This is a genomic window from Rhodococcus sp. H-CA8f (assembly GCF_002501585.1).
GTDB classification, from domain to species: domain Bacteria; phylum Actinomycetota; class Actinomycetes; order Mycobacteriales; family Mycobacteriaceae; genus Rhodococcus_F; species Rhodococcus_F erythropolis.
In genome coordinates, this window is record NZ_CP023720.1 from 532,308 (window position 1) to 555,582 (window position 23,275).

Annotated in this window: 24 protein-coding genes; 10 read left to right on the forward strand and 14 right to left on the reverse strand. The window is 61.7% G+C overall.

The features are described 5' to 3' along the window. Positions 1-22 precede the first annotated feature (22 nt). From CPI83_RS02455 to paaK, 7 genes are all read left to right on the forward strand, one after another. The gene (locus tag CPI83_RS02455) at positions 23-808 is read left to right on the forward strand and encodes an enoyl-CoA hydratase-related protein (protein WP_097386718.1); all 786 of its coding nucleotides are present in this window, start codon (positions 23-25) and stop codon (positions 806-808) included. A gap of 92 nt (positions 809-900) precedes the next feature. Continuing rightward, positions 901-1,869, forward strand: coding sequence for a 1,2-phenylacetyl-CoA epoxidase subunit PaaA (gene paaA, locus CPI83_RS02460; RefSeq protein WP_019745758.1), 969 nt, complete (start codon positions 901-903; stop codon positions 1,867-1,869). Then, positions 1,866-2,183, forward strand: coding sequence for a 1,2-phenylacetyl-CoA epoxidase subunit PaaB (gene paaB, locus CPI83_RS02465; RefSeq protein ID WP_097386719.1), 318 nt, complete (start codon positions 1,866-1,868; stop codon positions 2,181-2,183). Before paaA ends, paaB begins: the two co-directional genes overlap by 4 nt. Positions 2,184-2,211: 28 nt before the next feature. Further along, a complete protein-coding gene (paaC, locus tag CPI83_RS02470; RefSeq protein WP_007730623.1) occupies positions 2,212-3,129 on the forward strand; it encodes a 1,2-phenylacetyl-CoA epoxidase subunit PaaC in 918 nt (305 codons plus the stop codon). Positions 3,130-3,179: 50 nt separating this feature from the next. Next, a complete protein-coding gene (gene paaD / locus CPI83_RS02475) occupies positions 3,180-3,638 on the forward strand; it encodes a 1,2-phenylacetyl-CoA epoxidase subunit PaaD (RefSeq protein ID WP_044480149.1) in 459 nt (152 codons plus the stop codon). 4 nt (positions 3,639-3,642) lie between these two features. Next, a complete protein-coding gene (paaE, locus tag CPI83_RS02480; protein ID WP_019745755.1) occupies positions 3,643-4,722 on the forward strand; it encodes a 1,2-phenylacetyl-CoA epoxidase subunit PaaE in 1,080 nt (359 codons plus the stop codon). A 41-nt stretch (positions 4,723-4,763) separates the two neighbouring features. Next, positions 4,764-6,065: a phenylacetate--CoA ligase PaaK gene (gene paaK, locus CPI83_RS02485; protein WP_019745754.1), complete on the forward strand. Its 1,302-nt coding sequence runs from the start codon at positions 4,764-4,766 to the stop codon at positions 6,063-6,065. Positions 6,066-6,067: 2 nt separating this feature from the next. On the opposite strand, the gene CPI83_RS02490 is transcribed toward paaK, so the two are convergent. The 11 genes from CPI83_RS02490 to CPI83_RS31290 form a co-directional block, all read right to left on the reverse strand. Further along, positions 6,068-6,691 (reverse strand): LysE family translocator, encoded by a 624-nt coding sequence (locus tag CPI83_RS02490; protein ID WP_097386720.1) that lies wholly within the window; start codon positions 6,689-6,691, stop codon positions 6,068-6,070. Between the two features lie 92 nt (positions 6,692-6,783). After that, positions 6,784-7,977: a globin domain-containing protein gene (locus tag CPI83_RS02495; RefSeq protein WP_097386721.1), complete on the reverse strand. Its 1,194-nt coding sequence runs from the start codon at positions 7,975-7,977 to the stop codon at positions 6,784-6,786. Positions 7,978-8,008: 31 nt separating this feature from the next. Further along, positions 8,009-8,458 (reverse strand): Rrf2 family transcriptional regulator, encoded by a 450-nt coding sequence (locus tag CPI83_RS02500; protein ID WP_003943059.1) that lies wholly within the window; start codon positions 8,456-8,458, stop codon positions 8,009-8,011. A 119-nt stretch (positions 8,459-8,577) separates the two neighbouring features. Then, positions 8,578-9,708, reverse strand: a complete 1,131-nt coding sequence (galK, locus tag CPI83_RS02505) for a galactokinase (RefSeq protein WP_097386722.1) — start codon at positions 9,706-9,708, stop codon at positions 8,578-8,580. Further along, complete coding sequence (gene galT / locus CPI83_RS02510; protein ID WP_097386723.1) at positions 9,708-10,808, reverse strand: galactose-1-phosphate uridylyltransferase; 1,101 nt, start codon at positions 10,806-10,808, stop codon at positions 9,708-9,710. Before galT ends, galK begins: the two co-directional genes overlap by 1 nt. Continuing rightward, positions 10,805-11,431 carry an SMI1/KNR4 family protein gene (locus tag CPI83_RS02515; protein ID WP_084325462.1) on the reverse strand — a complete coding sequence of 209 codons (627 nt, stop codon included), beginning with the start codon at positions 11,429-11,431 and terminating at the stop codon, positions 10,805-10,807. The genes galT and CPI83_RS02515 overlap by 4 nt, the downstream gene beginning before the upstream one ends. Before the next feature lie 21 nt (positions 11,432-11,452). Beyond that, positions 11,453-12,037: a TetR/AcrR family transcriptional regulator gene (locus tag CPI83_RS02520; RefSeq protein WP_097386724.1), complete on the reverse strand. Its 585-nt coding sequence runs from the start codon at positions 12,035-12,037 to the stop codon at positions 11,453-11,455. After that, positions 12,034-13,083 (reverse strand): saccharopine dehydrogenase, encoded by a 1,050-nt coding sequence (locus tag CPI83_RS02525; protein WP_046379465.1) that lies wholly within the window; start codon positions 13,081-13,083, stop codon positions 12,034-12,036. Before CPI83_RS02525 ends, CPI83_RS02520 begins: the two co-directional genes overlap by 4 nt. Before the next feature lie 54 nt (positions 13,084-13,137). After that, positions 13,138-13,491, reverse strand: coding sequence for a VOC family protein (locus CPI83_RS02530; RefSeq protein WP_070795526.1), 354 nt, complete (start codon positions 13,489-13,491; stop codon positions 13,138-13,140). A gap of 106 nt (positions 13,492-13,597) precedes the next feature. Next, a complete protein-coding gene (gene lepB, locus CPI83_RS02535; protein ID WP_097386725.1) occupies positions 13,598-14,332 on the reverse strand; it encodes a signal peptidase I in 735 nt (244 codons plus the stop codon). Between the two features lie 85 nt (positions 14,333-14,417). Further along, positions 14,418-14,969 (reverse strand): transglycosylase family protein, encoded by a 552-nt coding sequence (locus CPI83_RS31290; RefSeq protein WP_097386726.1) that lies wholly within the window; start codon positions 14,967-14,969, stop codon positions 14,418-14,420. Positions 14,970-15,562: 593 nt separating this feature from the next. Here CPI83_RS31290 and CPI83_RS02545 point away from each other — a divergent pair. Next, the gene (locus CPI83_RS02545) at positions 15,563-17,074 is read left to right on the forward strand and encodes an anion permease (protein WP_047889067.1); all 1,512 of its coding nucleotides are present in this window, start codon (positions 15,563-15,565) and stop codon (positions 17,072-17,074) included. A 3-nt stretch (positions 17,075-17,077) separates the two neighbouring features. Here CPI83_RS02545 and CPI83_RS02550 read toward each other — a convergent pair whose 3' ends face one another. From CPI83_RS02550 to CPI83_RS02560, 3 genes are read right to left on the reverse strand one after another with little or no spacing between them, the layout of a single operon-like run. Beyond that, positions 17,078-17,827: a succinate dehydrogenase/fumarate reductase iron-sulfur subunit gene (locus CPI83_RS02550; protein WP_020909463.1), complete on the reverse strand. Its 750-nt coding sequence runs from the start codon at positions 17,825-17,827 to the stop codon at positions 17,078-17,080. Beyond that, entirely contained in the window at positions 17,824-19,776 is a 1,953-nt protein-coding gene (locus tag CPI83_RS02555; RefSeq protein ID WP_021331731.1) for a fumarate reductase/succinate dehydrogenase flavoprotein subunit, read from the reverse strand. The genes CPI83_RS02550 and CPI83_RS02555 overlap by 4 nt, the downstream gene beginning before the upstream one ends. Beyond that, positions 19,777-20,526: a succinate dehydrogenase cytochrome b subunit gene (locus tag CPI83_RS02560; protein ID WP_041816310.1), complete on the reverse strand. Its 750-nt coding sequence runs from the start codon at positions 20,524-20,526 to the stop codon at positions 19,777-19,779. 156 nt (positions 20,527-20,682) lie between these two features. Between CPI83_RS02560 and CPI83_RS02565 the strand changes: the two genes are divergently transcribed. Next, a complete protein-coding gene (locus tag CPI83_RS02565; protein WP_097386727.1) occupies positions 20,683-22,011 on the forward strand; it encodes a lipase family protein in 1,329 nt (442 codons plus the stop codon). 2 nt (positions 22,012-22,013) lie between these two features. Next, complete coding sequence (locus CPI83_RS02570) at positions 22,014-23,264, forward strand: Tat pathway signal protein (protein ID WP_225989586.1); 1,251 nt, start codon at positions 22,014-22,016, stop codon at positions 23,262-23,264. Positions 23,265-23,275 lie beyond the last annotated feature (11 nt).

The window sequence follows — 23,275 nt, forward strand, 5'->3', positions numbered from 1 at the left end:
ACTGCCTGCGAAAGGAACATCGATGACTGACGTGATCCGCTTGGAGATCGAGCGAGGTTTGGCGACAATTACTCTCGACCGACCTGAGGCCGCCAATGCCGTTAACGGCGAAATGAAGTCTCAGCTGCTCGAAACATTGCTGCAGGTCCGCGCGGACGCAGAGGTTCGAGCGGTGTTGATTCTCGCCGAAGGCAAGAACTTCTGCGTCGGTCAGGATCTGGGCGAGCACGCCGCAGCATTGGATGCTGATCCGGCGCACGCGATGGATACCGTCGCCGCGCACTACAACCCCATCGTCACGGCGCTGTCGACGCTCTCTGTCCCGGTAGTGGTGGGTATCGGCGGGGCCTGCGTCGGGGCCGGGTTGGGAATCGCGTTGGCCGGAGACATCCGGGTCGTGGGGGCCCGCGCGAGCTTTGCGACGGCATTCACCGGCATCGGTCTGGCCAGTGACTCCGGGCTCAGTCATGCGCTCGTGCACGCGCTCGGACCTAGCCGTGCCAGTGGCCTGATGTTGCTCGGCGACAAGTTCGACGCACAGAGCGCACTGGAGTGGGGCTTGGTTCATCGCGTGGTGGCCGACGAGGACGTCGCAGCTGAGGCTCGGGTACTCGCGCGTCGGCTTGCCGACGGACCCACCGCGGCCTTCGCCCACGTGAAATCGCTGATCCGTGCCGTTGCTCCTGGGCTTTCCCAGGCGCTGGAGGCGGAGGCGAACGCGCAGGTGGAGCTGGGTTCCACGGCAGATCATCAAGGCGCAGTCACGGCTTTCCTGTCGAAGCAGAAGCCGGTTTTCGAGGGCCGCTGATTTCTGGTGCGTCGAAAGATTCTCTTGTGCGCTGGGACACCTCGGTGCATACTAGTTACCAACCGATCATTCGGTAATAAAAGGTAGGTACGATGACCAACGTGGAAGCTCCACAAGACCTGCAGAACCTGTTCGACGAGACGATCGCGGCAGACCAGCGCATCGAGCCTCGCGACTGGATGCCGGACGGCTACCGCAAGACTCTGATTCGTCAGGTTGCCCAGCATGCCCACTCCGAGATCATCGGAATGCAGCCCGAGGGAAACTGGCTCACCCGTGCGCCTTCGTTGCGACGCAAGGCGATCTTGATGGCGAAGGTCCAGGACGAGGCCGGGCACGGTCTGTATCTCTACTCCGCGGCCGAGACGCTCGGTGCCGATCGTGGCGATCTGACCACCAAACTGATCGAGGGAAAGCAGAAGTACTCCTCGATCTTCAACTATCCGACGCTGACCTACGCCGACGTGGGTGTGATCGGCTGGCTGGTCGACGGAGCCGCTATCTGCAATCAGGTTCCGCTGTGCCGCAGCTCCTTCGGGCCGTATGCGCGCGCGATGATCCGTGTGTGCAAGGAGGAATCGTTCCATCAGCGGCAAGGCTTCGAGTTGTTGGCGACGATGATGCGCGGCACGGAAGCTCAACGTGCGATGGTGCAGGAAGCCGTCGACCGATGGTGGTGGCCCGCTCTGATGATGTTCGGGCCGCCGGACGACGAATCGCCGAACACCGAGCAGTCGATGAAGTGGCGCATCAAGCGGCACACGAACGACGAACTGCGGCAGCGATTCGTGGACATGTCGATACCGCAGGCCGAGGTACTCGGTGTGACCTTCCCTGATCCCGACCTGCGCTGGAACCCCGAGCGTGGCGCACACGATTTCGGCGAGCCGGACTGGAGCGAATTCATGGATGTGGTCCGCGGCAACGGAGCGGCGAGCGTCGAGCGGATCACCAATCGGAAAGCCGCACACGACAACGGGGCCTGGGTTCGCGACGCCGCCCACGCCTTTGCACAGCGCGAGAGACTCGCGCACGATCGCACGACTGGGGAAATATCATGAGCGAGAACGATCAGGTGCGGGGCGATCAGGTGCGGGGCGAATGGCCTTTGTACGAGGTATTTCTGAGGGGAAAGCGCGGACTGAACCACGTGCATGTCGGATCCCTGCGCGCGGCAGACGACCAGATGGCGCTACGCCACGCGCGCGACGTCTACACCAGACGTAACGAAGGCGTGAGTATCTGGGTCGTGCCATCCGCGAAAATCGTGGCTTCGAGTCCGGCAGAAAAGGATCCGTTCTTCGCGCCGAGCGGCGACAAGGTCTACCGGCACCCGACCTTCTACGACATCCCGGACTCCGTTCCCCACATGTGAGAATCACTTCGACTTCGAGGACCAACAGATGAACGATCACGACAGTGCCTACGACGGCCTGGTCGACGGTGACGGCCACGGTCAGTGGGCGTTCGGAACCAGCTTCGACGACCCCCTCGCCGGAGTCGACACCACGGTGCCCGGCGACGTCGATCTCGGTGCGCTGGCGCGCTACTGCCTCATGCTCGGTGACGACGCGCTCGTCAGTTCGCAACGACTCGCCGAATGGTCCACGCGAGCACCGGAACTCGAAGAAGAGGTAGCTCTCGCCAACGTCGGCCTGGACTTGATCGGGCAGGCCAGGCTGCTGCTGGCTCGCGCGGCAGCAGCCGATTCCACTGTGGTTCCGTTCATCTCCGATACGTCACCGGTGCCGGCCGAAGATGCGCTCGCCTTCTTTCGTGATCAGTTCGGTTTCCGCAACGTGAGACTGGTGGAACTCGCCAACGGCGACTTCGCGCACACGGTCGTTCGGCTACTCGTGTTCTCGACCTGGCGGCTGGCGCTGTTCGATCGGCTGCGCATGTCGCGCGATCCGGTTCTCGCAGCTGTGGCGAACAAAGGTGTCAAGGAACTGACCTATCACCGCGACTACGCGGCAAGATGGGTCGTCACCTTGGGCGCCGGCACGGCAGAATCCAAGCGTCGGACGGCCGACGCTTTGCTCGAGATCTTCCCGTTCGTGGACGAACTCTTTGTTCCCACTCAGGACGAACTCGTTTTGGCAGAAGTTGGCGTCGGAGTGGATCCGCGTACTGTTCGGCCGGAGTTCGACGCTGTTCTTGCCCAGGTCCTCCATGCGGCCGAAATGGAAGAGCCGCCTTCACGTTTCTCCGGTTTCGTCGGTGGCCGCGGCGGACGTGCCGGACTGCACACCGGGGCGCTGGGACTTCTTCTTGCCGAAATGCAGAGCGTCGCTCGGGAGCACCCGGAAGGGGTGTGGTGACCGTGGCTGCCACCACCGTCTCTTCCGCGCAGGAGATCGTCGCCTCGGTGATGGATCCGGAGATGCCACTGCTTACTCTGGCCGACCTCGGCGTCATCCGATCGGTCGACGTCGAAGCGAACTTCGTCTGTGTGACAATCACTCCCACCTATTCCGGGTGTCCCGCGATGGCGACGATGCGAGACGACATCGAGCACAAGCTGAACGATGCGGGATACGGCAGCGTCCAGATCAAGACTCAACTGTCGCCGCCTTGGAGTTCGGATTGGATCAGCGAGGAGGGGCTCGCGAAACTTCGAACGGCTGGGTACTCGGTGCCGGGGGCAGCGCCGCGCCGCACCTCGGGGCCGATCGCATTGACCTTGACGGCCAAGCCCCGCGACATCCTCTGCCCCCAGTGCGGTTCGGCAAACACCAGACTGAGTTCGGAATTCGGTGCGACCCTGTGCAAAGCGCTGTATCGCTGCCTCGACTGCCTCGAGCCGTTCGATCACGTGAAGGAGATCTGAACAGATGAGTACCGCAACGACGAACCGGAACAAACCCTTTCACCCGTTGACGGTTGCCGGTGTCGAATCACTGTGCGACGACGCAGTTGCCGTCACCTTCGACGTGCCTGCCGATATCGCCGATCAATTCGATTTCGGCGCCGGGCAGTCACTGACACTGCGGCGGATGATCGACGGCGTCGAACACCGTCGTTCCTACTCGATCTGTGCACCGGTCGGGGCGTCTCCACGTGTGGGGGTTCGCGAAGTAGCAGACGGACTCTTCTCCACCTGGTTGGTGCGCGACGTCAAGGCCGGGGATCAAATCGACGTCCAGGGTCCTTCGGGCAATTTTGTCGCCGATCCGGCACTGGGTGGACGGCACGTTCTGATCGCGGCGGGCTCTGGCATCACGCCCATGCTGTCCATCGCTGCAACACTTTTGGCGAACCCCGAGGCCGATGTCACCCTGCTGTACGGGAACAGGCGTACTCGTTCGGTGATGTTCGCCGAAGAAATCGCCGACCTGAAGGACCGGTACGGTGCACGCCTGGACGTCATTCACGTTCTCTCTCGCGAGCCGCGGGAGGTCGAGTTGTTCTCGGGCCGTCTCGACGCCGACCGGTTGCGTGAGATCTTCACCTCTCTCGTGCCGTGCGACCAAGTCGACGGCTTCTGGTTGTGTGGCCCCTTCGGGATGGTCAACGACGCCCAGGAAGTGCTGGCCGGCTTGGGAATTGCCAAGGATCGCATCCATCACGAGCTGTTCTACGTCGACGACGTCGCTCCGCCGGTCGCGGTGCATCGTGAGCGCGGAATTGTCGGACCGAGCAGCGAGGTGACTATTACTCTCGACGGTCGATCGACCACCGCGACGTTGCCACGCGACCAGTCGATTCTCGATGCGGCCGAACAGTACCGCTCGGATCTGCCCTTCGCCTGCAAGGGCGGAGTGTGCGGAACCTGCCGCGCCAAGGTCACCTGCGGTGATGTCGAGATGCGCAGGAACTACGCACTCGAAGACTACGAAGTCGACGCGGGTTTCGTGCTGACCTGCCAGACCTTTCCTGTCGGTGAACAGATAACAGTCGATTTCGACGCCTGACCGCCCGCACAGCGCCCTCACTGAGCCCACCGGAGACAATCATGACCGAACTCGCCACTGCTACTTCGCAAGAAATCGAATTTGCCAGCCGGGACCGCATTTCGACGCTCCAACTCGAGCGGATGCAATGGTCACTGATGCACGCGTACACCAATGTTCCGCACTACCGCAAAGCTTTCGACGACGCCGGCGTCCACCCGAGCGACTTGAAGGATCTGAGCGATCTCGCGAAGTTCCCCTTCACCACCAAAGCGGATCTGCGTGAGAACTATCCGTTCAAGATGTTTGCGGTGCCCCAGGACAAGGTCTCGCGAATTCACGCGTCTTCGGGGACCACCGGTCGCCCGACGGTGGTGGGGTACACGAGCAACGACCTGAACAACTGGGCCGATCTCATCGCGCGCAGTCTCTCGGCCGGCGGCGTGCGGTCTTCGGACAAGGTGCACGTGGCTTACGGGTACGGTCTGTTCACCGGCGGGTTGGGAGCACACTACGGTGCGGAGCGTTTGGGCTGCACGGTCATTCCCATGTCCGGCGGCATGACCGAGCGGCAGATCCAACTGATCGAGGACTTCGAACCCGACGCGATCATGGTGACGCCGTCGTACATGTTGACCATCGTGGATGCGATGATCAAGAAGGGTATTGATCCTTCGAAAACCTCGCTGCGGGTTGGAGTTTTCGGAGCGGAGCCGTGGACCGAACAGATGCGTACCGAGCTCGAACAACAACTCGACATGCACGCCGTCGACATCTACGGACTCTCCGAGATCATGGGCCCGGGCGTGGCAATGGAATGTGTGGAAACCAAAGACGGGCTCCATATCTGGGAAGACCACTTCTACCCGGAGATCATCGACCCGGTCACGGGTGAGGTGCTGCCGGACGGAGAGGAAGGTGAGCTCGTTTTCACCTCGCTCACCAAGGAAGCGCTGCCTATCATTCGCTACCGAACCAGGGACCTGACCCGTCTGTTGCCCGGGACGGCGCGCTCGATGCGACGGATGCAGAAGGTCACCGGCCGGACCGACGACATGATCATCCTGCGTGGGGTCAATCTGTTCCCCACACAGATCGAAGAACTGATCCTGACGGTCCCCGCCCTCGCGCCTCAATTCCAGTGTGTGCTGGAGCGTCCGGGTCGTATGGACACCCTGACAGTTCGCGTCGAGGCTCGCCCAGACGCGGCAATTTCGGACCATGCGGCAGCGTCGTCTGCATTGCAGAAGCTGGTGAAGAACAAGATCGGTGTCACGGTCGAGGTAAACGTTCTCGAACCCGGCGGACTCGAACGCTCGATCGGTAAAGCGCGTCGGCTGATCGACCAACGCCCGAAGGACTGAAATTACTCCAGGGCCATGCGGGTGGCGAAGATTCCGAGAATGCCACCAGCTAGCCACTTCTGAGCCCGCATCCACACCGGACGTGCCACGAGGAAGGTCGACACGGCCGCCGCACAGCACACGATCAACGCGTTGACGGTGACTGCGACCAGGATCTGCACGCCGCCGAGTACGAGTGCCTGTTGCCAGACCGGGCCCGCAGTGGGATCGACGAACTGGGGGATCAGGGCCGCGTACATCAGCGCAATCTTGGGATTGAGCAGATTGGTGGTCAACCCCATCCCGAACAGACGGCAGCTACCGTGGCGGTCGACTTCGCCCACCTCGAAGGCGGACTTTCCACCTGGTCGGAGCGTCGACCAGGCGAGATAGGCCAGATACAGGGCGCCGCCGATTTTCACCGCGGTGAACACCGTGGGTACGGCGAAGAGAACCGCTGTCAGTCCAGCGCACGTGGCGGCGAGGTAGACCAGGAAACCGGTTGCGACTCCGCCGAGCGAGATCAAGCCTGCCCGGCGGCCCTGGCTGATGCTGCGTGACACCAGGTAGATCATGTTGGGGCCCGGTGTCAGAACCATCGCCAGGGCTATCAGCGCGACTCCCGTCATCGACGCTGACGTGATCATGTCGGTCTCCCACTACTCGGTACGTATGTTCCGTCGAGTACACAAGGGATTACCGTGGCGCGCCAAGGTCCAGTTCGCAGGCAGTGGTCCGCTCAGGTGTTGGCCCAGCTGTCGGGCCCGAATACCTCGTAGTGGATATTCTGCGCCGGGACGTCCCTTTCGAGCAACGATGCGCGCATCGCCAACATGAACGGCATCGGCCCGCAGAGGAAGGCTTGGGTATCGGGCTCCACTGCAATGTCCTGCAAATCCGCCCGTCCTTCGTGAACAGATCCGAACGCCACGTGCGTGCCGAGATCCTCGTACCAACGATGCAAAGTTGCGGCGGGAATCTTGTCGACGAGTGTGCTGAGTTCCGCGCGGTGAGCATGGTCCGCGATGGATCGATCAGCATGAATGACAGAGACCGAACGCTCAGCGCCGGTGTCCACGAGATGATTGAGCATCCCGATCATCGGTGTGCAACCGATTCCGGCCGACGCGAGTAGAAGAGGTGAGTTGTCATCCGGCATGGTGAGATCACCGAAAGGCGTGGTGACGGAGAGTTCCTGCCCCTCGAATACGTTGTTGTAGAGGAAGTTCGACACTTCGCCATCAGGAGTACCGGAGATTCGCTTGACGCTGATCCGCCAGTCTGCGCTGCTCGGTATCGAACACAGGCTGTATTGGCGGATCTGGCGAGCGCCGTCGGGCAGCGTAACCCCGACCGAAAGATACTGTCCGGGCGCGAAGGTGGGGAGTGCACTGCCGTCTATCGAAGTGAGCGTCAGTGAGACAGTATCGGCGGACTGAAGAACTCGTTCGCTGATCCTGACCGTGCGCCAGACGTCACCGGCGTCGACGCCGGCGAGTTGGTAGAGGCCACGCTCCATCGTGATGAGGGTTTCCGCCATCAGCCAGTAGACCTCGTCCCAGGCTGCTGCGACGTCGGGAGTGACTGCATCGCCTAGTATTTCGACGATCGCGGCAAAGAGGTGTTCGTGCACGATTGCGTACTGGTCGGGCGTGATTCCCAGCGACGCATGCTTGTGGGCGATACGTGAGAGTATGAGATCGACCTTGGCGCTGTCCGGCTCGAGCTGAAGCGTCGCGAATGCCGCGATGGCGCCGGCGAGAGCCTTCTGCTGTTCGCCCTGTTTCTGATTGCCGCGATTGAACAAATCACGTTCGAGTTCAGGATGTGCGTCGAACATCTTGCGGTAGAACAGGGTTGTGATATCGCCGATGGCGGCGCCGACCACGGGAAGGGTGGCGCGAATGACCTCGGTTGACTGTGGGGAAAGCATGAGCTGCTCCGTTCGGTCGAAATTCGATTGATCAGCCTGCTTCGTCGCTCCGGGTGGTGAGGCGTAGCAGGACAGTTTTGGATGGCTGCCGGATGACGTCTTCGATCGTGACCGCGTCGAGTGAAACGAAAAACGCTTCCTGCGCTTCTCGCAAAGCGCTCCGAAGGAGGCAACCGCCGCGCAGTGGGCACGGTTTGTCGCCTTCGCAGTCGACGACTTCACCCGGGCCTTCGAGGCGTCTGGCCAGCCAGCCGATGGTGGCGGTGCGGCCGAGTTCGGTGATGGAAAGCCCACCGCCGCGACCACGCCTGGTTGTGACGATGCCAAGCTCACCGAGCCGTGTAACCACCTTGGTGGCATGGGAGTACGACACGTTGAGCTGCTGCGCAACATCCCGGGTACTGGGGGAGGCATCCGCGTCGAGTACGGCCAACCGCATGACGACGCGCAATCCCAGATCGGTGAACTGCGTCAGTTGCATGACCTGAACCTACATAATTCGCATCTGAGATGACTATTTATGTGAGGGGGATCTCGAGGGGTCCCAACCAGGGCGAACGGTACGTTCGGCGCCTCCAGTGCGCTGAACGTGCCGTTCGCTCAGAGTCGGGCGGCCGAACCCCCGGCAACGACGCCGAGAAAGTGGGGTGCTCGCCAGCCCCGCGCCGCAAAGTCGCGGCTCACCGACGCGATGACCTCCGCATGACTTCCTTCCGGAACCAATGCGATGGCCGAACCTCCGAATCCGCCGCCGGTCATCCGGGCACCGATCGCGCCGCCGCGTCGTGCTGCGGCAACGGCGACGTCGAGTTCTTCACACGAGACCTCGAAGTCGTCGCGCAACGACGCGTGGGAGTTGTCGAACAGCTCGCCGACGTCGCTGAATCTGTTGCTGCGCAGAAGTTCTGCGGTCTTCCGTGTCCGTTCGATCTCGGTCACGACGTGCCGTGCCCGCGCCCGGAGGATCGGGTCTCGCACTGTCTCGGCTTGGTCTGCAGTAGCCTCTCGCAAGCTGCCGACGCCGATAGCTGCTGCTGCATCGACGCATTGAGAGCGTCGCAACCCGTACTGTCCGTCTGCGAGCGAGTGTTTGACCCGAGTGTCGATGACGATCAGTTCGTACCCCGCACCGTGGAGTTCGAAAGGGATGGGTTCGGTGGATCCGTCCAGGCAGTCCAACAGGAGCGCAGTCGAGGGTCGGGCAAAGAGGGCAATGGTTTGATCCATCCCGCCGGTCGGTGCGCCGACGCCGTCGTTCTCCGCCTGGATGCATATCTGTACCAGCTCATCGCGGGTGAATGGTGAATCGTGAAGTTCATTGACGGCCAACGCAACCGAACAGGTGAGGGCAGCGGAACTCGACAGCCCGGCCCCGACCGGTACCGACGAGTCGACTGCCAGATCGATTCCTCCGAGCGGGAGGCCTCGGCGCGCAAGAGACCACAGAACGGCTGTGGGGTAGGCGGCCCATCCTGCTGCGATGTCGCCGATGGGCCCGGTGTATGTCTCGTCGGATTGCCGACTGTGCACGCGGACGACCCCGTCGCTGCGCAGTGCGACGGCAACCAGCGTTCGCTGCGCGAGAGCGACCGGTAGGCACAATCCACCGTTGTAGTCCGTGTGTTCACCGATCAGGTTGACTCGACCGGGTGCCGCCCAGGCTCCGGTTGCCGGATAGCCATAGGCGTCGCGAAACTGTTGGAGCACAGATTGTTTCGAGACGGTATCCACTATTTCAACTCCCGTAGGCGGGCCGCGACTGCCTCGGGAATGGTGTCGTTCACCCAGGCGCCCATGGCGGACTCGGACCCGGCGAGGTATTTGAGCCTGCCTGGTGCGCGCAAGATCGAGAACAGCTGAAGATGCAGTCGACCCAGAGGTCGGTCGATGCGGACGGGAGCTTGGTGCCAGGCCGCGATGTACGGTACCCGATCGACGCCCGGATAGAAGCGATCGATACGGCGCAGGAGATCTTGGTAAACGACCGCAAGCTCTTCGCGCTCTTGGTCGTTCAACGAGGGAAGGTCCGGGACGTCTCGGTGCGGTGCCAGGTGAATCTCGATGGGCCATCGTGCGGCGGTCGGGACGTAGGCGCTCCAGTGATCGCCGTCGTAGATCAACCGGGTCCCGTCCTCGCGCTCGAACGCCAGAACATCGGCGAGCAGTGAGCGACCGGTGCGCTCGAAGTGTTTGTCCGCCTGCGTCAACATCGATCGGGTGCGTGACGTGACATACGGGTATGCGTAGATCTGTCCGTGTGGATGGGTGAGTGTCACCCCGATTTCTTCGCCGCGGTTCTCGAAGCAGAACACCTGTTCCACAACCGGATCCGCCGACAACTCCTCGGTCCGAGAGATCCATGCACCCACAATCGTACGCATGCGTTCGAGTGGAAGCTCGGCGACGGACGCCGTGTGATCGCTCGAGAAACACATCACTTCGCAGTGGCCGACAGCTGGGCGATCACCCACACCGTCTCCGGGACCGTCAATGGCTTCCTCGGGTGCCGCGGCAAAGCTCGGAAACCGATTCTCGAACACCGCGACGTCGTAGTCTCCGTCGGGTATCTCTGTGGGCGTGCGTGTTTCGTTGGTCGGGCACAAGGGACATTCGGCGGCGGAGGGGAGATGTGTCCGTGTCATGCGATGCGAAGCCATGGTGATCCACTCCCCGGTGAGAACGTCGTACCTCATCCGAGACGAGTAGTCGATTGCCGGCAATTCGCGGGAATCTCGCGCAGAGTGGGCGCGGGTACGGCCGGCATCGTCGAAGTAGAAGATCTGACGCCCGTCGGCGAGGGTGCGACGGGTCGGATCCTGCTTGGGTGTCATGCGTCGACTTCCCATTCCAGAACACCCTTGCTGACAACGGGTTTCCACACTCCGATCGTGGATCCTGTTTCCAGCGCTGCGGCATGGGCGCCCAACATGACCGAGATGGACGCCCAGATCGGACCGCCGTTGTCAGTGGCGTCCGACGCATACTCGGTCACACAATGATGGAGTGCGCCGTTTCGTGTGTCCACGAAGTAGTGGTACTCGTCCAGTCCGGCAAAGGGAACGAAGGAGGGGATGAACATGGTTGCGGCAGTGCCTGCGTCGCGTTGATCGTGTCGATCCATCTCGTCCTCGGCGTAGAGGTCCGGATTCTCGTAAATCGTCTCGTCCCACGTTTCGAGCAGAGTGAGACGAACTTCGGTTGCGACGTCGATGGGGTAGAAGAACTTGTCGGGAAGCACGCTGCCGAGAAAGAGCCCGGTCCGGTCGTCGTGGGTCAGGCTGCCGTTGTGCACCCGATACAGCTCGCGAAGTTCGTGGGGCCACGTGACGCCGGTCGACGCTTCGAATTCCTCGATAACGGCGTCACCGAGCCCTGGCTGAAACGCTGCAGCCGTCACCGGTGCGTGTGTACGGCACCACGCTTCGATTCGGCTCCATTCGTTTGCAACGCTCATGGGCTTTACGATACGTCCGAGTCAGGACCCGTGAATCAGGTACTGCAGTGTGTCCACGAGCTTTCGGTCCGAAGCCTCGGACTTTCGGCCGGTGATTCCCGATCGGAGAATTGCGGAACCCTCGAGCAGGCTCACGATGGTCTGCGCTGCCGCGCCCAGGTCCGCCGCATCCAGATCCGGTTGTGCACACGTAACAGCGCGCTCTACGTGTGCGATGTACTGCGCGTAGAAGTCTCGAACCACGACCGCCACTTCTTGGTCCGCCGCCGCAATGGCCCATACTTCGACGTACAGACGCACCGTGGCCTGGTCGTCCTGTTCTCCGAGCAGGACTCCGATGAAGTGTTCGGATTCCTCACGGGAAAGACTCTGATCCGTATCCGTGACGACGGCAAGACGATCCAGTGAGCGGGTCAATGCCCGTGACATGACTGCGCGGATGAGATCTGCACGGGTGGGGTAGTAGTGCTGCAGGTGCCCCACCCGCACTCCGGCTGCGGCTGCGAAATCGCGCATCGCCGAGTTGGCATTGCCCTGCGTGGCGAGGACCTGTTCTGCTGCGTCGAGAAGTGCTTCCGCGCGGGCGGCGCCCTTGGAGGGGGTCATGCCCGCAATACTGCCACCCCGAAGCTCTCCAACTCGGAGACGGTGCGGCGCGGGTTCGGAAGCGACTCGGGGAAAGCGACTCCAGGCTGGGCATCGTCGGCCAAGGCTTGTCTGACGGCAAGTGCGCCGCCCACCGCGGTGAGGTGAGCTTGGCCCTGCGGGTCGACGATTGTTGCGCTTGTCGTGCCGCTCGGGCCGGTGACGTCGATGCGTACTTGCGCACTCCCGCCCTTGCCAGGCGAGTACAGGAGTCCGCGTCGTAGCGGTGTGAAGCGGTCGCCGCGACCCCAACGGAACAGACCCACCTTCTTGGCGGCGAGCAGCGCAGTTGTGGATGCATGCGAACTGAAACCTATTCGAGTGCTGGCAGTTTCGGCGCCCAGGGTCATGGGGAACGTGAATTGTTCCGGAGTGTCGATTCTTCCGACCTTGGTGCGCGATCCGGGGAAGTCGACCCAGCGTGTATCCGTCAACGGGCTGACGGTGATCGGGTTTCCTTGCTGCATCACCTCGAAATCCTGGCCGAGGCGATCAATGAAGTCGACGGAGTCGAGCCCGGCAATGTCGTTGACGTCGTAGCGAATCGAGACGTCGATCGTGCTCGCGCCACCCAGTTCCTCGGCCAGCGCTGCGGCGACGATATTGGTGACTCCGCCCATCCATCCAGACGACAGGTACACCGGTGCGCTCGGCGACTTCTGACCCGCCAGAGTGGCGGCGCGAGCGACGCGGGTTGTCCAGCGGGTGATGTCCACGTAGGGAATTCCGGCCTCGACGGCGGCGGACAGAACACGATCGTGGGGATCGTTGACCGTCGACACGACCGCGCGTACGGACGCGTCGAAGGGCGTCGGGTCGAGGAGGTCCCAGCGGCGGACGGAAGCGCCGTGACGACTGGCCAGTTCGTTGCCGCGCTCGGGGGTGCGTCCGGTGAGGAGTAGTGGGAAGTCGGGGGCGAGCAAGGCGGTCAGGGCGCTGCCTACGGTTCCGTATCCGCCTGCCACGAGGATGGGGCCGTCGGCTGAATACTGCAATGAATCGGTCATGCACCCAATTCTAGGTCAAATGACCTAAAACGTCGAATGGAGTCTTTCCAGTGCTCAGTCCCGGTGTCGCACGATGTTGACGACGTTGCCGTCGGGTGCCCGGACGAGGAATCGGCGAACACCCCACTCTTCGGTCGTAATGGGGTGCACGATTTCGTAGCCGAGTCTTCGGGCCTCTTCGTAGGCGCCGTCGACGTCGTCCGTGTGGACGGAGATGACCGAGTCCTCGGCTGCAGTGGCGTCGTGCGTGACGAGTTGTACGTTCGCGCCGGAGTCGGGAGAGGTGTAGCGAGCGACCCACCCCATGTTGAACTCTTCGGTGCTCAGGCCGAGATAGTCGGAGTAGAAACTCTTGGAGGCTCCGACATCGGCGACTTTGAGATTGGCGGTGATGCGTCGTGTACGCATGTGGTTCTCCTACTCTCGGCAACAGATGTGCTCGATGATCGTCCGAAAGCGGAGTCATGTCGACTGCGCCGTCCGAAGATGCGGGCTACCTGGCTGATTCGATTTGTCACTGCGGATCGAACGAGCTCACAGTTCCCAACCGGGAGAAGGGAAGGACGATCAATTGAACCTTGCCGATGACATTGTCGATCGGAACCGTTCCGCTCAGTTCGTCATCGAGATGGAATCGTGAGTCTTTGGAGTCGCCGCGATTGTCACCCATCACCCACAGGTTCCCGTCGGGAACCGTGACCGGCCCGAAATATATTCCCTGACAGGGGATACCGTTACCTGAGATGCGATTGTCGATGTACGGCTCGGTCAGCGGCTTGTCATTCACTCGAAGACCCTCTTCCTCGGACAGGCACTGCACGGTTTGCCCACCGGCCGCGACTACCCGCTTCACGAGATCGTTCTCGTCCGGCGGGACCAAACCGACCATGGATCCGAGTCCTTGAAGTGCCCGGACCACCGAGTTGTCCGATCGAATGGATTGATACTCGTCGTTCCAGGATTCGGGTCCCTTGAACACGACCACATCCCCAGGCTGTGGATCCCCGAATCTATAGCTGATTCTGTCGACGAAAATCTTGTCTCCCGTGCAGCCGGTGCATCCGTGAAGCGTCGGTTCCATGGACTCCGACGGGATCAGAAATATGCGTCCGACGAAGTTCTGGATGACAACACTCAGGACAAGTGCGACGACAACGAGGATGAGAATCTCACGCCACAGTGGACGTTTTCTCGGGTGATCAGCCGTCGTCGGTTCAGTCGAGTCTTCGTGGGCGTCGGATTCCGTCACATTCCCGACAATAGATGGCGCAACCAGTCGGCGGCCCGATACCGACGTTCTCGATTCGAGGGTCTACTTTGTCGGCCGATTTGCTTCAGAATCGGATCACATCACCCACACGGATCTGGTCGGGATCGGCAATCCACGCATTCATGACCCAAACATCCTGCCAACGAATACCTTTCGCAGCAGCAAGGTTGAACAACGTATCGCCCTCGGAGACTGTCACCGTGTCGCCCGCTGAACCTACCGACGATCGAGCCGAGGTTGTCGAATCAGGGGTGGTGCCGCCCCAACCTAGGTAAGCGCCACATACCGGCCACGCGCCGATGCCTTGAGCTGAGAGGGTTGCTTCCGCGGCCGCGACTTGATCGGCTGTCGACGCCAAGTCGGCGCGAGCCGGTGCACCTGCCGGTTTGAATGCATCCCACGTCGACTGCGTGAATTGAAGTCCGCCGTAGAAGCCGTTGCCGGTGTTGATGTTCCAGTCGCCGGAACTCTCGCACATGGCCACCTGCGACCAGTCGTGCGCACTGGCTACGCCGGTGTTGACGATTGCACCGCCAATTGTCAGAACGCCTGCTCCTGCGGCTATCGTGACGAATCGTTTGGTGTGTGAACGTTTGTTTTTCCGGTGGTTTCCCATGATATTTTCCTTGATCGGTCTGACGGGACAGGGATCTCGGCTCGGCGTGCGGCTCGAGTGTTCTGCTGCATGTCGCGGTAGACGAAATCGTCAGTGCTGAAATGTGATTGAGGTGGACAGACTGTGAAGGCCTCGTCTCCAGATTTCAGTTCGGAGGCGTGACTAGATTCGCGGTCTCACACGCTTGCCGACAACGGCTCAATTACCCGGTTACATACCTGTTTTGCGGACCGATACAAAACGTCGGTGTACTCGGTGCTGAGCGGAAACAGGTAGTTGAACAGGCCATTCGACCCATGTGCAGACGAGCGCCGATTGGCATGCTGAAACAACACCGAAACAGGGTCTCTCCGAGATTCAAGCTTGCGGCACGCCGGCGCCTCCTGTTGATCGATTGGCGCACCCTTATGAGGGAGATGTGTCGCGCCCCGGGCCGCTGTCTGCGCCCCGGGATGAGCCCTCCTGCGGAATCCAGAGAATCGGATACCGCAGGAGGGCATTCTCTCGACCTTCGATTGACCGCACGAAAACCGGACGTTTGGGGGACAATGATCTGGGGCGATCACCTGGGGCGAGAAGTCGAGGAGATGTACATGTCCGAGGCCAAATCCGAAAGCACCGAGTCTCTCGCTGGAACGACACCGCCGGCAAAGACACCGCCGGCCAACACACCGCCGACGGAGCCGTCGAAACAATCGGTGCTCAGGCGGTACTACCCGGCTGCGGTGCCCGTCATCCTCGGCTTGATCATCTATTTCATGCCGGTTCCGGACGGTGTGGACCCCAAGGGCATGCACATGCTCGGAATCTTCGTCGGCACCATCGTGGCGTTGATTTTGCAACCACTGCCGACGGGTTCGGTGGCGCTGGTGGGCCTGTCGATCGCCATGATCACCCAGACGGAGACGCCGACAGAAGCGTTGTCCGGCTTCAGTAACACCACGATCTGGCTGATCGTCGCGTCGTTCTTCATCGCCGAGGGCTTTCTGGTCACGGGGCTCGGCAAACGGGTTGCACTCATGTTCGTGACCAAACTCGGCAAGTCGAGCCTCGGATTGTCGTACGGAATGGCGTTGACGGACTTGATACTTGCTCCGGCGACACCGTCGAACACCGCCCGCGCCGGTGGCGTCGTCTATCCGATCATCGTCTCACTGAGCAAGTTGGAGGACTCCAATCCCGAGCCCGAGGACTCTCGCAAGAAGCTCGGAGCATATCTGCTGCTCACGTCGCTGCAAGTCAACGTCGTGACCTCCGCGATGTTCATTACCGCCATGGCGGGTAACCCCGTCGCCGTCGATGCGGCGGCCAAGATCGGCATCGACATCTCGTGGGGCAAATGGGCGCTGGCAGCATCGGTTCCGGGAATTGCAAGTCTCATCGCGATCCCGTGGGTGATGTCGAAGATCTTCCCGCCCACGATGTTGAAGACTCCGAAAGCGCCCGAGCAAGCCAGGGAGGAACTGCGCAAGGCAGGTCCGATCAGCCGCAACGAGAAGATCATGGCCGCCACCTTTGTTCTGCTGCTGGTGCTCTGGTGCCTGGGCTCGCAGCTCAACGTCAATGCCACTACAACAGCATTTGTCGGAATCGGCATCCTGTTGGTGACCAAGGTGCTGACGTGGAACAACCTGGTCCACGACACCGGGGCGTGGCAGACGCTCGTGTTCTTTGCCGTGCTGGTCGGTATGGCAAGCCATCTCGAAGAACTCGGCGTGATCTCGTGGATCGGAACCCAGGTCTCCTCGAGTGTCGACGGTTTGCCGTGGATCTGGGCTTTTGCGATCCTGACCTTGGTGTACTTCTACGCGCACTATCTGTTTGCGTCGAACACCGCGCAGATCGTCGCGATGTACGCGGTGTTTCTCGGCGCGGCGGTGGCAACCGGTGCACCGCCGCTGTTCTCGGCCCTGGTATTCGGCTTCATCGGCAGCCTGTTCGGCGGTATCTCGCACTACGCTTCCGGTCCGGCCGGAGTGATCTACGGTTCCGGATACATCAAGACCTCGGAATGGTTCCGAATCGGTTTCGTGATGAGCGTCGTGATCATCCTGATCTGGACGATCATCGGCGGCGCGTGGATGAAGCTGATCGGCGCCTGGTGACGATCAGTTGTCCTTGCGCCGCAATCCGAATCGCATCGATTCCTTGTTGACAGCGGCAATCGCGGTCAGCGGTATCTCCGCGGGACACACCTCTGCACATTCACCGTAGGTCGAGCACGGCCCGAAATCGGCCTCCATCTGGTGCGACATCGCTCGGGCCCGCTTGCCACGTTCGTTGCGGCCCTGCGTGACGAGGGACAGGTGGGTCAGTTTGGACCCGGTGAAGAGGTGCGCGGCACCGTTGGGGCAGGCTGCCACGCAAGCGCCGCAGCCGATGCACGCGGCGAAGTCCAGTGCAGCTTCGGCACTTTGATGCGAGAGTGGCTGACTGTCCGCGTCCGGTGCAGTTCCCGCATTGACCGATACATAGCCACCGGCTTCGAGGACCCGGTCGAGAGCCGAACGATCGACCACGAGGTCGCGGACCACCGGAAAAGCGGCGGAGCGGAACGGTTCCAGTTTGATTCGGTCACCGTCGGAGAAGCTGCGCAGGTGCTGACGGCACGTGGGAGTGTTCGCAACCGGCCCATGGGGAACGTCGTCGACCGTGATGCCGCAGGACCCACAGATCCCTTCTCGGCAGTCGGAATCGAAGGCGATGGGTTCGTTGCCGCTCTCCACGAGTTGGTCGTTGAGTCGGTCGAGAAGTTCCAGCAGTGACATCTCCACTGTCGCGTCGTTTACTTGGTAGGTGTCGAAAGCACCGGACGAGTCCGGTCCGGATTGGCGCCACACGTCCACGGTGATTTTCATACGTAGTTCCTCGTCTGCAGTGGAACAGCGGTGAAGGACAACGGCTCGTCGTGTCGAATGTGTCTGCCGTCCTTGGCGGTTTCCCACGCGGAGACGAAGCACCAGTCCTGATCGTTTCGCTGCGCTTCGCCGTCGGGAGTCTGATGTTCGGCACGAAAGTGGGCTCCACAGGACTCGTCACGATCGAGAGCGTCGACGCACATCAGTTCGGCGAGTTCGAGGAAATCGGCTACCCTGCCGGCCCTTTCCAGCTCCTGGTTGAACTGGTTTCCGCTGCCGGCGACTCGTAGGTTCGACCAGAAATCGCCTCGTAATGCTCGGATTTCGGAGATGGCCTTGGTCAAGCCTTCGGCCGTTCGGGTGACACCGCAACCCGCATAGAGGATCTCGCCCAGTTGTCGATGAAACCTGTCGGGGCCGTGTGTTCCGCCGACCGAGAGCAGCAGGTCCACCCGACCGCTCACGTCACTGAGCGTCGACGTCACGGCGGGATCGGAAAGTTCGAGAGGTGCTGATCCGAGTAGCGGCGCAAGATAATTCGGAATCGCGTACGGGAGGGTGAACCAGCCGTCGACGCAGGCCGAAAGCAGCGAATTGGCACCGAGGCGGTTGGCCCCGTGGTATCCCCACCCTGCCTCACCACCGACGAACAAGCCGGGGATGGAAGTCATCTGGTCGTAGTCGTTCCACAGTCCTCCCATGGTGAAGTGGGCTCCGGGGGCGATGCGCATCGGCACCGTATAGGGGTCTTCGCTGGTGGCGTCGCGATACATCGAGAACAGATTTCCGTATCTCTCCTCGATGGTCTTGCGGCCGAGCCGTGCCAATGCGTCGCGGAAATCAAGGTACACACTGTTTTTCAGAGGGCCGACGCCGTGACCGGAGTCGATTTGCTCGCGGGCGGCCCGTGAAGAGACGTCGCGGGGAGAGAGGTTCCCGAACGCCGGATATTTGCGCTCGAGGTAGTAGTCGCGCTCATTTTCGGGAATGTCGCCTGGTTCGCGATCGTCTCCGGGCTTGGCCGGTACCCAGATCCGGCCGTCGTTGCGTAGTGATTCGCTCATCAGAATGGTTTTCGACTGCCACTCGGAGTTGACGGGAAGTGCCGTCGGATGGAATTGGATGAACGAGGGTGAGGCAATCAGCGCGCCGCGTCGGTGCGCTCGCCATGCGGCGGTGGCGTTGGAGTTCTTCGCAAGTGTGGACTTGTGGAACACGGTGCCGTACCCACCGGAGGCCAGTACGACGGCATGGCCTGTGGTGGCGCCGATCTCACCGGTCACGAGATCGCGTGTGACGATCCCTTGCGCTCGGCCGTCCGAAACGATGAGATCGAGCATCTCGGTTCGGGTGTGGAGGTTGACCGTTCCGGCTGCGATCTGACGTTGCAGTGCCTGCGACGACGCTATCTGCAACTGCTGGCCTGTCTGCCCGCGCGTGTAGTACGTGCGCGACACCTGTACGCCGCCGAAGGATCGGGTAGCGAGAGTGCCGCCGTACTCACGGGCGAACGGTGCTCCGATGGCATTCATGTGATCGATGACGCGTACGGATTCCTCTGCGAGTCGGAAGCAGTCGGCCTCGCGGCCGCGGAAATCGCCGCCCTTGACGGTGTCCTTCACGAAGCGGGCGAGACTGTCGTTGTCCACCTTTCGGGCACGAGCGGCGTTGATGCCGCCCTGCGCGGCGACGCTGTGTGCACGGCGCGGTGCATCGTGGAAGGTGAAGGATTCGACGTGGTAGCCCAGTTCACCAAGTGAGGCGGCGCAGGCCGCGCCGGCGAGTCCGGTACCGACGACGATGACCGTGAACTTGCGCCGGTTGAGCGGGCTGACGAGCTTGTAGTCGAGTTTGCGAGTGGGCCAGGCTGTCTCCGGATCGCCGGCTGGGACCTTACCGTCCACCGGCGTCCCGATGCTGCGCAGATCGTCGAGTTCGAAGCTGTTCACTTATGACGCTCCTGTCTTCGAGATGACGCCGGTCATCACCGCGATGGGGATCGACATGTTTCCGACCATCACGACGAGCGCAAAGATTCCGGAGAGTGCAACGGCAATCTGGCGCAGCCGTTGGCCGGTCACGCCGAGATCGTTGACCGCACTCCAGAGTCCGTGCGCGAGATGCATTGCCAGCAGAGCCATCGCGACGATGTAGAACGACGCCACCAGTGGACGCTCGAAGCTGGCGATCAGGTTGTCGTATGCGTAACTCTGCGTGCGCGTGGCTGCTTCGTACTCGGCGCTGCCGATGGGTCGGGTTCCGGTCGTGAGGTCGAGTATGTGGAAGATGACGAACAGCAGCAGCACTGCTCCGGTGACGGGCATTGTGCGCGCGGTAAAGGACTTGATTCCCAAGCCTTTACGTCGAAACTTCCCTCGAGCTCGGCGGCCACGGACGGTGAGCAACCAGGCGCACCAGACGTGTGCGACCAATGACGCGAGCAAGACGATGCGAAGAATCCACAGAAGTCCCTCGTATGGCAGGAAGGGTTCGAACACTGTGCGTAGCCAGTGTGCGTAGTCGTCGAAGTGATCGGCCCCGGTGTAGACCTTCAGGTTTCCGATCATGTGGACGAGCACGAAAGCGGCGAAGATCAGTCCCGTCACGGCCATCAGAATTTTGCACGTGATATTGGACGGCCGCGGTCGAGCGCGAGGTGAATCGCCGGTAGCTCGCGATACACGGGTCGGAGCACTCACAGACAGACCTCCCACGCCAGACTTGCCGGACAGGTGCCGTCAGCCTAAGCCCGATCGAGGTTTTCGGCCAACGGATCGGTGCCCGACTTGTCTGTTAATGCAGGTGAATGGGAGTGTAGGGGTGCTCATTACCCGAAAGTAAGGAACCTGTGAACGATGTTTGACTCGACGTGGCGACGGTGGTCATGGCGCGCCGGAACGGCATCGGCCCTGGCAGTGGCCTTGTTTGCGGTGGGGTCGCCGGCTGGTGCGCAGGAGACCGTCGACCTGGCCGACGTGTTCAACCCGTTGGTCGTGAAGGCACTTCAAGGCGCTGATATCTCTACCGAATTGACGCCACTCGGGCTCTCGTCCGACGATCCGTGGTTCGACGAGCCCGAAATCGAGCCCGGCACCGCCCCCGGAACTCTTCTCAAAGCGCGTCCGGTCAGTGTTCAGGTCTACCAGGTCCGCCCGGACGTGGTCTCGGCTCACCAACTCATGTACACAACCACTGATCACTTCGGTCGCCAGGTGATCAGTACCGGAATTCTGATGATTCCCGAGGACGGAACTGCGCCAGGCGATCGCAAGATCATCGGATACGCCGAAGCGAACGACAGCCTGGGGGCGAACTGCGCACCAAGTCACCAGTGGACCGGCGGCAATCAGAGCGACCCGGCGATGTTCTCGGCGCTCGGCCCGGTGGCCCAGATGTTCGGTCACGGCTGGGCAGTGATGATGAGCGACGTCGGCAACGACGGCGACACTGCTCCCCATCCGTTCTCGATCGGACAGTTCTCGGGCAAGGCAACGCTCGACGGCGTTCGGGCAGCACTCGCGCTTCCGGACGCCGGTCTCGAATCAGACACCCCTGTCGGCATCTACGGTGTCGCCGGCGGCGGTGTCGCAGCGGGCTTTGCCGCAGAACAGGCGCATGACTACGCGCCGGAACTGAACGTACAGGCCAGCGCCATCCAGGCGATGATGATCGACCCGGCAACATTCGAGGAGACGGCGGCCGGTGGGATCGGTTCCGGCTTCGTCTTCTCGAGCATTCTCGGATTCGACGCGGGCTACCCCGGCGTTCGGCTCGACGAACATCTCACTCCGATCGGTCACAACGTCGCCGCAGCATTCCGCGCGTCCTGCCAGGCGCTCTACCTCGGACTCCCGTTCGTTCCCTTCGACGTCCTGCTCACCAACCCGGCGCCCCGAACGATCCCGGCACTGGCCGCGGCCTACGCGGACAACACGTTGGGAAAGCAGGCGCCGGCCTCGAAGCTTCTGATTTCTTCCTGTGAGGACGACTTCCTCGTTCCCTTCAGTGAGGCAGAGCAATTGGCGCAGACATATCGAGCAGACGGCGGCGACGTGGACCTGCTCCCGTCGCAGTGCGGGCCGCTCGATTACGTGACCAACCTGTACAAGACGGTGACCGATCAGCTGGGTATGCAGGACATCGCCTGGCTGGCGAAGACGTTCGACGAAGCCGAAGGGAAATGAGTATGCGGAAGTCTTTGACACGCAGGGATTTCGCGCGCACAGTTCTCGTCGCTTCGGCAGGCATCGGCGGTGCGGTCGTACTGGGAGGCCGGGCGTCTGCGGGTACTGGTGAACTCGACAGGTACCTCGACCTGGAAGCGGTGAACGCAAACGCCGAAGCCGCGGGGGGTCTGCATCCTTCACTGCCGTCGGATTCCGCGACGCTGCGGAGTTTGGTCGATACCGCCCGAGCATCGGGAGTGGCTCCGCACCGCTATCAGACACTGCTCAAGCAGTACTGGCTCGCAGTCGGGACGGAGTCGGCAGGTATCGATCTCGCTTCGTGGACTCCCTTCGACGGTGTGCACGCGAATCTCGGAAACCTCACCAACACTTTCCAGTTCTACGAGCGACTGCAGCTCGAGCATCAAGAACTGCAGTGGGCAGGCATGGGCGGAATGGTCGGGCCCGCTTTTGCCGGTGGACTCCTCGACTTGGACTACGGGCGGGTTGTGCTGGAAGTCCAAGCGATCAGCGAAGCGATGGCACTGGTGTGGCGAGAGATCGACCGCATCGGGTCGCCGGTCGCAACGTCGATGGGAGCACCCGAGGACGTTGCGGCGCTGCTCCAGGTCGGCCACGACATCCGCCCCGAGGACGTGATGTGGTTCCAGGGGAAAGTGATTGCGATGAGCAAACACATCTTCTCGGATCTGATTCCCATGCACATGGCGTGGGTTCACGACGGTGTCGACGGCATCGCCGAACTCGATCGGGCAGGGCTGCTCGACGAGAACGCCCGTATCGCGTGGGACAACATTGCTTCGGGGACACCGGAGTCGGTCTTCGACGGCAATGTGCGTCTGCTGCGCCGTGAGCAGTACCAGTCGGTGGGTGATCAGTGGGACGAGGCGAAGGCCTACCGCGGCAGCGTCGGTCGCTCGTTGACCTACCTGACCACCTTCGCCGCATCACCGTCCATGCCTGGCGTCGTACCGCCGCGTGAGTCGAACCCGCTCTCGTTCGCGGTGGGCAATGCCGTTGTGCAAACACCGCTTCCGGACTTCAACTGGGCGGACCGGGACGGTCGTTGGACCTACATCAACGGTCAGCTGCTCCCGGTCTACAACAACCTGATGAACAATCAACCGGAACTGTGGCGAGCGACGCTGGCAGCGCCCGTCTCCGTTCGGATAACCGAGCAGAGAATGATCGCTCGCTTGCCGGACATGTTGCGGTCCATGCTCGCAACTCTGGCGATCACGGTCAACTGAACTCGGCGGTG